Source organism: Nitrosospira sp. Nsp11 (assembly GCF_900142705.1).
Lineage (GTDB): Bacteria > Pseudomonadota > Gammaproteobacteria > Burkholderiales > Nitrosomonadaceae > Nitrosospira.
Map to the genome: position 1 here is coordinate 1 of NZ_FRBV01000021.1, position 14,943 is coordinate 14,943.

The following is a 14,943-nucleotide window of genomic DNA, read 5'->3' on the forward strand; positions in this document are numbered from 1 at the left end:
GAATGCTTGCAATGCCTCGGACAAAAACAAAATGAAGAGAACCATCGATTAATGATGGAAGTTTGTTAAAGATGAGGTTTTTCAGGGACGACTAAGTAACGGATAATTAGCCCTAAATCCGCTGAGTACTCCAAGTGGGGAGAGATTTCTTCTCACGCAGGAATTCTTCGATCTTGTCCGTTGTGACGCCCGGGCTGAACAGATATCCCTGCATCTCCTCGCACTTAAGTCTTCGCAAAAGATCGGCTTGCTTAATCGTTTCCACTCCCTCGGCAATAACACGGAGATGCAGTGAATGTGCTAGAGATATGATTGCAGAAACGATGCTAAGATCGTCTGGATTGGTATTCATATTGATAATGAAAGCGCGATCAATTTTCAGCACATTAACTGGCAACTTGGCAATATAGCTGAGCGAAGAATAGCCGGTACCGAAATCGTCAATAGCGATCTGAATATTCATATCTCGAATAAGGCTTAGCTTCTCGATATTAGCCTCTATGTCGTTCATGATTACACTTTCAGTGATCTCGAGTTGCAATCCGACCGAAACTTCCCCTGCGTTGCGCAGCACATCTGCCACCATACTAACAAAATCCTTTTGCTGTAACTGAATTGCCGAGACATTCACTGCAATTACTGGGGGATTCAACCCTAAGGATTTCCATTTCTGTGCGTCCGATATCGCTTTGCCCAGCGCCCAACGGCCCGCTTCCAGGATCATCCGGGTTTCTTCGAGCAAAGGAATGAAGTTCAGTGGAGGTATCAAGCCATTTTCCGGATCCTCCCAGCGCATCAATGCCTCCAATCCGCTGATTTTTCCATTTTCAAGATCAATTTTGGGCTGGTAGTGCAGGACCAGCTGTTCCTGCTCCAGCGCTTGGCGCAGCCTGGTTTCAAGTTTCAGCTTTTCTTTAACCCTGGCATGAAATTCGGGAGCGTAAAACAAGTGTTTATCGGAAGAAAGCTTTGCTTTTTTCAGTGCCGTTTCGGCATTTCTCAAGAGTGTATCGGTATCTCGGCCATCGGCGGGATAGGATGATGTTCCCGCTCTGACGGAAACGCGCAATTCCTGCCCAGCCGTCAGGAAAGGCTGGTTCTGAACCTCAAACAGGAGCTTTTCCAGAATATGGGCAATATCAGTGCTTTCCTCTTCATGTGTTCTCGCAATAGCAAAATAATCCGCAGAAAGATGGGCAAGAATGTCTGTTTCTGAAAGCAGTTGCTTCAACCTTTTTGCAAGCTGACGCAGGAGACTGTCACCCGCCCCATGGCCGAGTGATTCATTAATACTGCTGAACCGCTCAATATCGAGGACAATTACAGAAAGCATCTTGTGATCGGAAGAGACGGTCTGGATTCGTTGATCGACCCGATCCAGAAATAACGCTCGGTTCGGCAGATCGGTTACAGCGTCGAAAAAAGCGAGATAATTGATACGCTCCTCTTTTTTCAGGTGATCCATTGCAAACGAAATGTCACCCGCCATTTCGATCAGCAGAGTCATTTCCTCGTCGTCGAAGAATCCTGTCTCCCGTGCATAGAGCGCCAGGATGCCGGCAAGTTGTCCATCAAGGGTCAGGGGTAACACCGCCATGGAAAGATAATCGTCGTCCGGCGGTTGGACAAGTGAGCTTTGCGTTCGCCGGTAGGCATTGAGATCGTTGCAAATGGCGGGTTTGAGATGTGTGATCACGTCCCCTATCAAACAGGAGCCCCCTGGCGCATCCACCACAGCGGCCAGATCGAGCCGGGACAGATAGCCATCACCTCGCCCCGCCTTAGCCATTGGCGTAATTTGTCCCGTATTGGCCTCGAACATCCCGATCCACGTAAAGACAAACTCACCATGGGTTGTTGCAATACGGCACGCTTCGTCGAAGAGTTCCTGTATTTCACGGACGCGCACAATAGTCGTGTTGATGCCGCTTAATACGCTATATATGCGGTTGAGCCTGACCACCCTGGCTTCATATTCCTTGCGTCGGGAGATCTCTGCTGTTAACGCTGCGGTTCGCTCCTCGACCAATTTTTCCATGTGTTCATGCAATCGGGCGCGTTCCAGTGCGACGCTTACCTGGTACCCGACCCCATAAAACGTGTCCAACTCATTGTCCTTGAACTGGGCTTGTTCCAAACCCAGAAGATTCATGACACCTTGGCTCTGATTGCCGCTCCACAACGGTATGCTCGCATGGTAGCAAGGGAGAGAGGCATGGTCCCCATGTTGGATAAGATGCTCACACTGTAAAATTTTTGGAGCGTGGCTGAACTCTCCAGAGAGCAAAAGGCGGCGGCATTCGCATAGTGCCTCTATGCTCTCCGCAGCTAATGATACGGGTACGTTCCGCGCACCAGCTAACCTGACCCCGCTGCCATCCCACAGATAAAGCCACCCTGCCTGGACTCCGGGCAGCTCCACCACGTACTCAAGTGCTTTTTCGCAGACCTCGCGCTCGGTTACTGCCTGATTCAGACCCTCCGCTATCTGATACAGTCCGTTGAGCAAACGATTCGAGTGCGTCAACTCAAGTTGCCGTGCATTTAGCTCATAATTGAGGTGGACCGCATCCTCGTAGACCGAAATCAATAGATCCACGATCTGCTGCCGTTCGGTTGTTATGAAATGTTTTTGCCCGCCCAGATAAATCTCCATCCCCATTTGCATCTTCTGGCTCTTGCGCAATTCGTGGCTCATCAGCAGGTAGTCGATGCGATCAAGAAGATACTGGTCGTCGTATGGTTTACGGATAAAATTGTCAGCGCCGGATTCCAATCCTTTCATGATGTCCCTGATGTCGGACAGGGAAGTAAGCATAATCATAGGGATATCTTTGAGCTGCGCGTCCCGTTTGATTTCGGCGCATAGCGCAAACCCATCCATCTCCGGCATCATTACATCGCTGACAATCAATGCAGGTTTGCACTGCCGGGCTGCCGCAAGAGCCTGCTTGCCATTGCCTGCGGTAGTAACTTTAAAGTTATTTTCCTCAAGCAGATATCTCAATTTTTCTGCTTGGGTGGGGCTGTCCTCCGCGATAAGAATCTTGGCTTTCCGGACGTCGTGGGTTGAAACATCATGAGCCAAACTTGATTTCTCCTCTATCGTTTACCAGGTCCGTCAACACTGCCGCAATCTTTTGCAGAGGTAAGATCAGCGTCGCTGCATCTAATTTGATGGCCTCGCCCGGCATACCGTGGACGACAGAACTGTCCTTGTCCTGCGCGAATGTGATCGAGCCTTTCTCCTTTAGCATGTATAGCTCTTCCGCTCCGTCCCGACCCATGCCCGTCAGTAGGCCGGCAATGGCACCATGACCGTACACGTCGGCAACCGATCGGAAAAGATAAGAAATCGAAGGCATCAACCCATGCTCGGGCTCATCCTTGGTCAACACAATTTTCCCGTCGCTTCCTACTTTCATCTGATATTCGTCAGGCGCAACATAGACATGTCCCGGCAGCGGCAATTCGCCCTGCTTGGCAACATGAACAGGGAGGCTGGCCGAATTCTTCAGCCATTCAACAAATCCTTCTATGAATCCTCCCGCCATATGCTGGACTATTAAAATAGGCGCAGGGAAATCCTTTGGGAGTGCCCGCAGAATAGTTTCGAGCGCGGGCGGGCCACCAGTAGAAGCACCCATGACGACAATTTTTGTTTGTGCCGCTCGGGGCAACGAAGAGATGCTTGTCTGGCACGGGGTCCGGAAGGACTTCCGCATACGCGACCAGCGCCGCACTACCTTTACTTCAGACATCAGTTTTACGACCTGTATCAAATCCCGAGCCGTTGCCTCATGATCTGGATTACCGATGCCGGCAGGACGGCGCAGAACCGCGAGTGCACCTGCGTCGATCGCACCAAACGTTGTCACAACCTCCGTGGGATCTGTGCTGCCGCTCACGATTACAATGGGAGTCGGTTGTGTCTCCATGATCACTCGCGTTGCCTCCAGCCCGTTCAACTTCGGCATATGGATGTCCATGGTAATTACGTCAGGTCGATGACTGCGCAAAACATCGAGCGCTTCCTCTCCATCACCAGCGGTGGCGATAACCGTGACGTCAGGATCCGAGTTGAGAATGTAAACCAGGAACTCTCGTACTACAGGCGAATCTTCCACTACTAAAACTCTGATCATGGCGAGAAACTTATGTCCCGAGGCTGATAAGGCGCCGGATGACCTCCAGTAAATTGCTCTGATCGAAATTGCTCTTCACGATATACGCATTCGCACCAGCCTCAATGCCGCGCTCGCGATGATTTTGTGAATCCAGTGCTGTTACCAGTACCACGGGCAGCTCCGGTAATTGCTTGTCAGCACGTATTTTGGCTGTCAGAGCAAAGCCGTCCATACGTGGCATTTCAACGTCGGAGACTACCAGGTCGAACGCGCCTGTTTTAAGAGCGGTATATCCATCAACCCCGTCGACGGCTGTGGTCACACGATAGCCCGCCGACTCCAGTATATGTTTGAGCAGCGTCCGCGCAGTAATGGAATCCTCCACCACTAAAATAGATTGTTCACTTGACGTCTCATGCTTTTCAGCCGATAAACGGCGAGTAGGAACGCGTACTGCGGCCGACCGCGAGACCGCCGACTTCAGCAGATCAGGTACATCGAGTACGGGCGCCAAAAGGCCAGTCCCCACTACACATACACCTGTGACGTTCCGTACGCGCGTCAATGGCCGGACGAGTCCTTTGATTAGAATCTCCTGCTCACCAAGAATCTCTTCCACCAGAAATACAACGCGGCCGAGACCTGAGCCGAGAACTACAGCTGGTGTGGTGCGCGCTTCAACCTCTGCAACGCGAGGACGCAATTCCAGTACGTCACTCAGCCAGGCCAGAGAAAGCGGTTGTTTGTCAACCAGAATCGTTTCACGGTTCTCCATAGTCTGAATTTCGCTATTCGCGATGAGGAGCACCCGTTCAACGCTATTTGAAGGAATAACAAAAAGCTGTCCCCCGGCATGAATCAGGACCCCGCGGGTGTTTGCCAGCGTTAGCGGCAGTAAGATGCGGAAAACGGTTCCGATATCAGCATTCGACCTGACCACGATGCTGCCACCCAAGCCTTCAACCTTTTCGCGTACAATCGCAAGTCCGAGCCCGCGTCCTGAGATATCGGTTACGATGGGGCTGGTGGTTACCCCGGATTGAAAAGCCAGCGCCATTAATTCGAACTCTCCCAGCTGTTCCATCTCCTCTGGGGAGATTACGCCAAGCTTGCGAGCAGCTGCTTTTACCATCGCTACATTGATCCCCGCACCATCATCGGTCACAAGTATCTCCGCCGTACCGCTATCGCTCCGTGAGCATGAAAAAGTGATTTTTCCGTACGAAGGCTTGCCTTTAGCTAGCCGTGCCGCCGATTGCTCGATGCCATGATCAATGCAATTACGCACCAGGTGGATAAGAGGGTCCCTCATCTCTTCCAGGATATGCCGATCAATTTCTATCTCGCCTCCGCGAATGACAAGCTCCAAGCTCTTGCCTTGCTCGCGGGCCAGCTCCCGGGAGAATCGGGGCAGGATGTCCAGAAACGTCGAGAAAGGCAGTAACTGCATCTCTTTCACATCCTGAAGCAGATAATCCGTCATGCCGGCCAGGGTGCGGTGATCCTGCTCGGCTGCCCGTTGCAGCCTCGCCAGCTGGCTCTCAAGCGCCTTCATATGGAGCGGCTCGGCATCCAGGTATTTGAGCAGCTTGGGAAGCTCGTGCTTTCCTCGAAAGGTCCGGTTATCCTTAAGATTGAATGTCAACTCGCGATCAACGATGCGCATTGCCGATTGGATTTGCAGCCGCTGCTTTTTCCATGCGGCAAGTGCCGCAGTGACCTCGCTTAGCTCCTTGGCACGCTGTCCCACCCCCAGTCGCGGCAGCAGCAGTTCCTCAACCTGACGCAGAATCGCTTCGAGTTTTGCAATCGGTACCCTGATTGTCGCTGATGCATGGCTCGCAGCGGACGCCGCTCTCTGTGCAGCCATATTGGAACCTGATTCGGTTGACTCATCGGAAGCAGCTAAAGGTAAAAGCGGTGCAGCTTGCGGCGCTGCGGTATGGCTCGCAAGCTCATGCAATGGCCTCTTCAGTATATCGTCAAGCTGTCGCATCATTTTGGGCAACAGAGACTTTTGCGTCCCGGACACACTGCCATCTCCAGCAACCAGTCCGCTTAGCGCATCGATTGTTTGAAGCAGCAGATCAATCAGCGGTGACGATATGGCAAGACTTTTATCTTTCAGCGCCGAGAAGACGTTTTCCAGAGATCGGCAGACTGCTTCTATCTGTGTAAAGTTCACAGCCCGGGCGGCACCTTTCAAACTGTGAGCGCCCCGCAATATGGCCTCAATGATATCGGCCCCACGTGTATCCAAAGGTTTCTCTTCCAGCGCAAGCAGCCCGGACGACATAGCCTGGAGATGTGCATCTGCCTCGAGCCGAAACATTGCAAGAAGCCTTTCCAGGAGCGCATCATTTTTGCTGGTCATGGATTTTTTCCATTCGCTCTATCTAGCAATCCCGCCGCCTATCAGGGTACTCAGTTTAGCCCCCATTTCATACAAACCCTGCGCTGCCAATTCTGCCTGCCGGGTGCCTGCAACATTCTGCTCGCTTGCCTGCTTGATATTGATCATGGCCGTAGCCACCTGATCCATGCCAACCATTTGCTGCTTGCTTGATGCCGCGATCTGGGTGGCTGCCTGCGCGGCCTCGCTAATACTGGCCGAGAGCAAGCGGATTGCTTCATCAGTCTCGGTGGATTGCTTGACGCCCGCCTCTACAGCTTTATTGCCCTGCTCAGTAGCGAGTACCGCAATATTAGTGGCCTTCTGAATATCGCCCAATATCGTGCGCACCTGCCCGGTTGCCTGCCTGGATTGCTCGGCCAGGCTTCTTATCTCCTGGGCCACTACGCCAAAACTCTTACCTTGTTCTCCAGCCCGGGCTGCCTCAATTGCTGCATTCACCGCCAGCAGATTGGATTGCTCAGCCAGGTCGTTGACTGTTGCGATGATTTCGCCAATGGCGTGGCTCTGCTCAGAAAGATGCACAATGCTCTCGGCGATGGATTCCATCTGTTCCTGAATGCGATGCATTCCACTAATGGCTTCCTCCACCGATTTACGGCCAGCCTGCGAGACGTTGGAAGCTTTCTGCGCACTGTCCGAAACAAATTTGGCTTTCTGACTTGCCAGTTGCGCCGTTTGTTTGACTTCTTCCACAGTGGCGGTTGTCTCGCTCACGGCGGCTGCGGTCTCAGCGGCACCCGAGGCAACCTGAGAGGTGGTAGAAAGAATCTCTGCTGAAGACGATGACAACTGGGCGATGCTTTCGCGGAGCTGCCGGGTAATAGTACGACTGAGATGGACGCCGATTGTTAGCCCGACTAAAACAGCAAATAAAGAAACAACTGCTAATGTAATGGTAAAAAAACTGACTTTATCCGCAAGCTCAATTTTTCTCCTTTCCAAAAGCACAGTTTGTTGCTCGTAGAAACGCTTGGCTTTATCGATGAGCGCAAGGCTGAGCGGGCGGAACGTGTTGGTCATGAAAGCTAATGCTTCCTCGGGTTTTTGCTCAAGCGTGAGCTGAATGACTCCCTGCTGAGCGCGTTCCAATTGTTCATGCAGAGATTCCATGTCGTCGAGCAGATCGGTCTTCTTTTCTCCACCCATCACACGCCGCATTTTGTCGAAGATTTGCTTGAACTGGCGATCATTGTCTTGCAGGAGCAACTGGTTAGGCTTCTGGAGCTCCGGATAGAGCATAATTCCCCGGACGTGCGTCTGCTGCGCAAACCCCGCGATCCGAAGCTCGTTCGCGCTCTCCATCAGCCGCTCGTCCACGCTTAGGAAATGTTCGTAGGTTACCTGTATCTGATTGAGTGCATAGAACGCAACAACCGTCGAGAGTGCAAGCAGGGCCAGTATAAGCGCGTAGCCGCCCATAATTTTTTTACTGATGGTCATATTGTTCCCTTTCACAGCTTCAATTTTTTATCATCTCAAGGTGTCGCCTGCCGTTGCTTCTGTTTGAAATTCCAAGCTTCTTCGTCTCCTGTTTGGCTCACTCGGTTACTTGTTCATCTACGAAGATGTTCTCATCAAGGAGGAGCTTTGCCGCATCAAGAATCATCAACGGCTTTGAAGTTATTCCCTTGAGGTAATTCTTACGAATACCCGTGAGTGTGGGCAGAGAGGGCAGGATGTCGGATACCGGGATACGGCGCATATCGAGAATTTCGTCCGCCAAGATGCCGAAGATTATTTTTCCTGATTGCAGTACGATAATTTTGTTGGCGTTGGCTAATTCCTTTTCTGGCAGTTCAAAAAAAACCTTGAGGTCAATAACCGGGAATATCCGCCCTCTCAGATTGACCATACCTAAAACAAATGCCGGCGTGCAGGGCAGCGGCATTATGTTTTCCACGCAAGCAATCTGGGTGATGAAGTGCGGTTCGATTGCATAACTTTCATTGCCGAGCGTAAATTCCACTACCTGAGTGCCTTCGCTTGCGGTGTCTTGCGGCAATGCTTCCTGTGCCAGGGCCAGTGCCCTCGCTTGCAGGATCCGCTGCGTCTCTTCGATGGAAGGTGTCCAAATGCGCTCGACCGCTGTCCTTGCCGCACTCAACCGCCGCTCGACCTCAAGAAAACTCGTACGAACCGTTTTCTTTTTTTTTGGAAACACTGGCGCGTTAGTTGTCAATGCTTTTCTCTTTATTTCCTGGCAATCCGGCGAGTTTACTTGCCCGCATAGATGTAATGACTTGCGTGAGTCGGCCAGCGATTAACCCCTCTGATTCCGGCAGAATTGCGTGGGATGGGTACGAAGCCAGCAGCAATAACGCGTTGTCCAAATGACGTTCTGCCTCCCGGCTTTTGCCGTGCGACAAACACAGGTTACCCAATGCAAAATGGGCGAGCACAAGGTCCGGATCAAGATATAGCGTCCTCATCAGTGACTGCATCGCGTCCTTCACTTGTCCGAGTTCCTGCTGGATTGTGGCGAGGAGATAATAGGCTGCCGGCTCAAGTTTATTTGCCGCAATTGCTTCCTCGCACCGTCTGGCGGCCTTGGTAAGATCGCCTCGATTGGCATGGAAACGGGCTGATTGACAAAGCACCTCAAACTTCTCCCTCTCTGGCTGGTCTGTAACGCGGTGAGCAGTAAGCGGTTGTTCAACCAGGTCAGTTACCACAGGCAATTCTGCCGCCGCCGAGCGTTTGAGGGTGGAGCTTGTGAACCGACCCTGGACACCAGGCGTTTGCGTTAAAGGTTTCTGGACCCTGCATGAGATATTTGGTAACGCGCCAGAAAGTCGGTACTCAACCATATTTCTCCGCGACTCAGGGCTTTCAACTTTTCGATAGAGAAATGCCCCGGGAAAGGCCGTGGATTTAAATTGGGGGAAGAAATCGTCGGACATCTCCACCGGGCTTACAACCAGCCATCCATTATTCACGAGAGACCGGTGAAAGTTCTGTCCAATTCTCCTAACTCCTTCCGGACTGAAATACATCAGTACGTTCCGGCAGAAGATGATATCCATCGCACTCCTGTTACTGGCGACTGAGGGATACACGTCCTCCGCCAGATTCAGGTAGGAAAATGTCACCCTTTTTCGGATATGCGGCAATATCTCGAATAGTCCATTTTTTTTTCGTTTGAAGTAACGCTCCTTAATCCAGTCCGGTGTAGCCCGAAAAGACCATTCGCTGTATAGACCCTCCGCCGCTCTGTCCAGGAATGCGGGGTTGATATCAGTAGCCAGGATTGTCGCATTCCATTCCCCGTCATGCTGGAACAAGCGATCAAGAAGCATAGCAATGGTGTAGGGTTCCTCGCCTGTGCAGCAACCCGCGCTCCAGATACGTAATTTTCGGTTGCCGCGTTTGCACATGCGCATCAATTCGGGAAAAATACGTCCCTCAAGTACATCCAGACCTCTCTGCTCCCGGAAGAAATAAGTCTCGCCGACGGTCAAATGACGAGCAAGTATTTCGATCTGTCGGCGCGTCAGGGCACTGGAAAGGAGTTGGAGGATTCCTGATTCAGTGTCCCTCACGCCAAGCTCCTGTGCTGCGGATGCAATTCGTCGCTCAAGATCATCCCAGCGCTTTTCCGGGTAATACAAACCCATCTTCATCTCAAGCAATGCGCTTAGCTGTGAGAGCAGCAGATGGGGAAAGGTGATTTGCATATCTGTCTCAGGTGGTACCAAGCGCCAAATTCAAAGCCTTTTCTTCATCCAAGGAAAGGAACTCGCCAAGATTGTGGATAAAGACCAGTCCATCCTTGAGTTTGATAACGCCATTTAGATATTTGATTCCCGGAAGGATAATATCTGTTGAGATCAGGCGATGCTCAAGACCTTCAATGACTCCCGTTACTGCGTCCGCCATCAGCGCCACAGGACGCCGTTCGGTATGCGCAAAAATCAGCTGATCAGTCAGCAAGGCCTCACGCTTTGGCAGCTTAAAAAGCTGACGGACATTGACAACAGGGATAACTCGGCCCCGCATGTTAACGACGCCAAGCACGACGCTCGGTGCACCCGGTAACGGGATTATATTAACCATACGCGCGACGCTGTCCACCGTAGACAGATGCAGGGCATACCCCTGATTATCGAGAATAAAAACCAGGTATTGGTTATCCATCACTGCTTGTGAATCACTCTGTATAGGAAATAGAACAGGTTACAAAGATTGCCGGCGCCAGACGCTCATATCGGTTCTCGACCTGCATTAATGAGATAGGGTTGGGGGCGCGCCAAATCAGTCGGGGCCTGGGCCATAGGTTGCGATCGAGACTGACTAAATGTTTCGGCATCGAGCTCGCCATTACTACCGGAGTACCCGGGGAGACAAGCCAGGCAACCTTGCGAATTATTTTGCTATTAACGCCAGATCTGCTCCGGCAAACAGTGATTCATCTGTCGTAGTTGGCGCTGCTCTTTGATCCATCTGATTGCTACAGCATTTTTGAAAACAATTGCCATTGCTGGCCTCACTCCTTATGGTTGATGACCGTCCTATGAGACTACATATTGATGAGTCTTAATAGCTGTAGAATTTTACAGGTAGAGATATTGAAATGCGGGCTGCAACCAACCCTCGAGGAGGTTGCATGGTGCCGGAGTAGCCACCGATTTAGTCGGACAGGGACTGCTGATGACACGGAATAACCTAATGCTTGGCGATATACCGATCCGCAAGGCTCCAGGATAGGATTGGGCGCGCTTCTAGTCGGCTTCTATGACGAGGATAAAAAACTGCGATAGGCAGACAAGGTCATGCCAGTGATCATCAGTTGGCGCGCAACCTCGCTGCTAACTTGGCATCGGCTCGGCTTATCTTGTGATAAACGCCTGGTTGCAGCATTTTTTCCTTGCCGTGAAGTGTGAGCGAAGCTGGAAGTATTTGGACCCGTTGGGCCGATGCGAATACTATTCTGCCCCGGGAATCCATGGAGTTCCCTAGCGTTTGTACCCCTCCAGTGCCCCCTTATTGAGCGACTCTCAACCTTAATGAGTTCGTGCATGGGTGTGCTTTCCTCCTTTCCTAGATGCCTTATGGTTAGCAGCCTGTCTTTGCATCACTCGAAACATCCGTCGTCCCACCTTGGTACCCAATACGGATTGCGGCAGAGTTTCAAAAGGCTTGACCATAGACTCTCGAAGGAAGGCACGAGGGACCCAGGAGGGGGAATCGTCGGGAGCCGGTACGTAGGGTGCCCACTCGTAAATTTGGGGTAAAACTATCTCGAAGCTGAGAGTGTTCTACCTGAATTGGACTCGGTAGCGAAAAGGTAGAAGCCTATGGATGAGCAGGAGGGCGGAAGGTCTTCACCAAGAATAAAAAATCTTCAGGACAAACTAGGACAAACGGGTAGGGTATTAAGAATGACTTCAGTTGGTAATTTTCAGTAATCTAACTTCTTGATTTTCAAATTAAAAACGCACCCCAAGGTGATGCATTCAAGTTGGTGCCGGGAGGGGGAATCGAACCCCCATGACCTCGCGGTCGCGGGATTTTGAGTCCCGTGCGTCTACCAATTCCGCCATCCCGGCACAGCCTGCCGGGGCATTATTACTGAAAATCCAAATCGCGGCAACTCATAAGCGATGCCGGGTGTATCGGTATAATATGCGCGATGAAAATTCAGGATTTCGATTTCGATTTGCCTCCCGAGCTCATCGCGCAGTTCCCGGTTGAGCAGCGCGCCAGCAGCCGCATGCTGCATCTGAAGGGTCCAGGCGGTGCCCTGGGTGATGCAATGTTTGCCGATTTGCCTCGCTATGTGCGCCCTGGCGACGTGATGGTGTTTAATGACACGCGCGTGATCAAGGCCCGTCTGCATGGCGTGAGGGACACGGGAGGCAGGGTGGAGGTGATGGTGGAACGGGTGCTGGATGCCCATTGCGTGTTGGCAATCATGCGCGCGAGCCATATGCCGAAGCCGGGATCGAAGCTTTTCCTCGCTGGCGCAATCAACGTGACCGTGTTGGCACGTGAGCGCGATTTCTATACGTTGCGTTTTGATCACGAAAACACGGTTATCGATTTATTGGAGCGTTACGGTAACCTGCCGCTGCCGCCTTATATTTCCCGGCTGCCGGAAAAAATGGACGAGGCGCGCTACCAGACCATTTACGCGAAGCAGGCAGGCGCTGTCGCGGCGCCGACTGCGGGCCTGCACTTTGATAAAAGCATGCTTGCTGCATTACGAGAAATGGGGGTGCAGATTGCTTATGTGACGCTGCATGTGGGGTCGGGCACGTTCCAGCCGGTCCGGGTGGACAACATTGCCGATCACAAAATGCATGGAGAGATTTTTCATGTGCCGCAGGAAACGAATGACGTAATCCGGCGCGCAAAAGCCGGCGGGGGCAGGGTGCTCGCCGTCGGCACCACATCGCTGCGAGCTTTGGAAGGAGCGGCAGCACGCACGGCAGAGGCAAAGGCGGAGGCATTGGAAAGCATGGACGAATTGCAATCGGGTCATGGCGAGACCGATATCTTTATCACGCCAGGGTATCGTTTCCGCGTGGTGGAGCGCCTGCTGACCAATTTTCATTTGCCTCGCTCAACCTTGCTGATGCTCGTGTCCGCATTTGGAGGAACGGAAAACATTCGTCGTGCTTACCAGCATGCTGTAAATAAGCGGTATCGGTTTTTCAGTTACGGTGACGCCATGTTGATCGAAAGACAATCATAGAACGCCGTTCCCTGCTTAGCCCGCTAATTAACCGCTGATTGGCCGCCTGCCCTATAATTTGAGATACAGTTCCGAAAGCTTCTGCATCCACGCGTTCTGAATACATCATTCCAAGACACTTTGAACTGTCTCAACCGTCTCCAGGGCACTTTGAAACTACTCCCATCCAGCAAGCAACCGGTAGCATGAAATTTCAACTGCATCGTACCGACGGTCGCGCCCGTCGGGCTACGTTATCGCTGGCCCATGGCACGGTCGAGACGCCCGCTTTCATGCCGGTAGGCACTTACGGCGCGGTAAAAACGATGTCGCCTGCGGATTTACGGGAGATTGACGCCCATATCGTGCTTGGCAACACGTTTCACTTATGGCTGCGCCCCGGCCTCGAAGTGATCAGCGCGCACGGCGGACTGCACCATTTCATGGGTTGGGATGGACCTATATTGACGGATTCGGGCGGTTTCCAGGTGTTCAGCCTGGGAGCCCTGAGAAAGATTAGCGAAGAGGGCGTCAAGTTCAGGTCGCCGGTAAATGGCGACGTTTGTTTTCTCACGCCGGAGGAATCGATGCGTATACAACGCATACTCAATTCCGACATCGTGATGATATTCGACGAATGCACGCCTTACCCTGCGGACGAGCCAACTGCGCGTGAATCCATGGAATTGAGCGTGCGCTGGGCGGAGCGGTCCAGGCGCGGGCATGATGATGAGCGGAATCCCAATGCATTGTTTGGCATCATTCAGGGCGGAATGCATGAGAATCTCCGTGATGATTCGTTATCCAGACTGGTGGATATCGGCTTCGACGGTTATGCAGTCGGGGGACTATCGGTAGGCGAGCCCAAGGACGACATGCAGCGCATCCTCAAGCACATCACGCCGCAGTTGCCCGACGAAAAGCCGCGTTATCTCATGGGTGTGGGTACCCCGGCGGATATTGTCAACGCCGTGTCCCAAGGCATAGACATGTTTGACTGCGTACTTCCAACACGTAATGCCCGGAACGGGTGGCTGTTCACGCGCAACGGGGTGGTCAAGCTGCGCAATAGCCGGTACCGCCTGGATACGGCGTCGCCCGATGACCAATGCAACTGCTATACATGCCGGAATTTCACCCTTGCTTATCTGCATCACTTGCAGCGGACCGGTGAAATTCTGGGTGCGCGGCTCAACACGCTGCACAACCTGTATTATTACCAGCAATTGATGAGCGAAATCCGCGCCGCTATCGAAACCGGGCAGTTCGAGGAATATGCTCAAGAATTTCAAGCCCGCGTCGCATCGTGCTAAAATCGCATCCTTTTTTATCCCATTATCGGAGAAGCCATGTTGATTAGTGAAGCCTATGCCCAGGCCGCTGCGCCTGCGCAAGCAGCGGGAGTGGATTTTATGAGCTTGCTGCCGCTGATCGGTATATTCGTTGTCTTTTACCTGCTGCTGATTCGTCCTCAGGCGAAGCGTGCCAAAGAACAGAAATTGATGATAGAGGCACTGCAAAAAGGTGATGAGCTGGCAACCGCATCCGGTGTATTGGGACGCGTGGTCAAGGTTGTCGGAAACTACGTCATACTGCAAATTGCCGAAAATGTGCAAGTAACCATACAAAAAACAGCCGTTCAGACTCTACTGCCCAAGGGAACCTTGAATAGTATCGAGAAAGAATAGCCATCCTTGTAAAGGCCCAGGCGCGAAGGCTTTGGCATA

Annotated in this window: 10 protein-coding genes and 1 tRNA gene; 3 read left to right on the top strand and 8 right to left on the bottom strand. The window is 52.1% G+C overall.

The features are described from left to right. Positions 1-112 precede the first annotated feature (112 nt). The 8 genes from BUA28_RS14760 to BUA28_RS14795 all read right to left on the bottom strand — a co-directional run bounded on the left by BUA28_RS14760 (position 113) and on the right by BUA28_RS14795 (position 12,089). Complete coding sequence (locus BUA28_RS14760) at positions 113-3,088, bottom strand: EAL domain-containing protein (RefSeq protein WP_072768881.1); 2,976 nt, start codon at positions 3,086-3,088, stop codon at positions 113-115. Then, positions 3,078-4,145, bottom strand: a complete 1,068-nt coding sequence (gene cheB, locus BUA28_RS14765) for a chemotaxis-specific protein-glutamate methyltransferase CheB (RefSeq protein ID WP_072768883.1) — start codon at positions 4,143-4,145, stop codon at positions 3,078-3,080. Before cheB ends, BUA28_RS14760 begins: the two co-directional genes overlap by 11 nt. Positions 4,146-4,155: 10 nt before the next feature. After that, positions 4,156-6,501 carry a hybrid sensor histidine kinase/response regulator gene (locus BUA28_RS14770; protein ID WP_072768884.1) on the bottom strand — a complete coding sequence of 782 codons (2,346 nt, stop codon included), beginning with the start codon at positions 6,499-6,501 and terminating at the stop codon, positions 4,156-4,158. Between the two features lie 18 nt (positions 6,502-6,519). Beyond that, positions 6,520-7,983, bottom strand: a complete 1,464-nt coding sequence (locus BUA28_RS14775; protein ID WP_072768885.1) for a methyl-accepting chemotaxis protein — start codon at positions 7,981-7,983, stop codon at positions 6,520-6,522. 97 nt (positions 7,984-8,080) lie between these two features. Then, positions 8,081-8,722 carry a chemotaxis protein CheW gene (locus tag BUA28_RS14780; RefSeq protein WP_072768886.1) on the bottom strand — a complete coding sequence of 214 codons (642 nt, stop codon included), beginning with the start codon at positions 8,720-8,722 and terminating at the stop codon, positions 8,081-8,083. Further along, the gene (locus BUA28_RS14785) at positions 8,712-10,217 is read right to left on the bottom strand and encodes a CheR family methyltransferase (protein WP_072768887.1); all 1,506 of its coding nucleotides are present in this window, start codon (positions 10,215-10,217) and stop codon (positions 8,712-8,714) included. Before BUA28_RS14785 ends, BUA28_RS14780 begins: the two co-directional genes overlap by 11 nt. 7 nt (positions 10,218-10,224) lie before the next feature. Continuing rightward, positions 10,225-10,677: a chemotaxis protein CheW gene (locus tag BUA28_RS14790; RefSeq protein ID WP_072768889.1), complete on the bottom strand. Its 453-nt coding sequence runs from the start codon at positions 10,675-10,677 to the stop codon at positions 10,225-10,227. A 1,325-nt stretch (positions 10,678-12,002) separates the two neighbouring features. Next, positions 12,003-12,089 (bottom strand) — tRNA-Leu (locus BUA28_RS14795). Between the two features lie 83 nt (positions 12,090-12,172). Between BUA28_RS14795 and queA the strand changes: the two genes are divergently transcribed. The 3 genes from queA (at position 12,173) to yajC (ending at position 14,904) form a co-directional block, all read left to right on the top strand. Next, entirely contained in the window at positions 12,173-13,237 is a 1,065-nt protein-coding gene (gene queA / locus BUA28_RS14800) for a tRNA preQ1(34) S-adenosylmethionine ribosyltransferase-isomerase QueA (RefSeq protein WP_072768890.1), read from the top strand. Positions 13,238-13,422: 185 nt separating this feature from the next. Next, positions 13,423-14,529 carry a tRNA guanosine(34) transglycosylase Tgt gene (gene tgt / locus BUA28_RS14805; RefSeq protein ID WP_072768891.1) on the top strand — a complete coding sequence of 369 codons (1,107 nt, stop codon included), beginning with the start codon at positions 13,423-13,425 and terminating at the stop codon, positions 14,527-14,529. Positions 14,530-14,565: 36 nt separating this feature from the next. Continuing rightward, positions 14,566-14,904 carry a preprotein translocase subunit YajC gene (yajC, locus tag BUA28_RS14810; protein ID WP_072768892.1) on the top strand — a complete coding sequence of 113 codons (339 nt, stop codon included), beginning with the start codon at positions 14,566-14,568 and terminating at the stop codon, positions 14,902-14,904. The last annotated feature ends 39 nt before the right edge of the window (positions 14,905-14,943 follow it).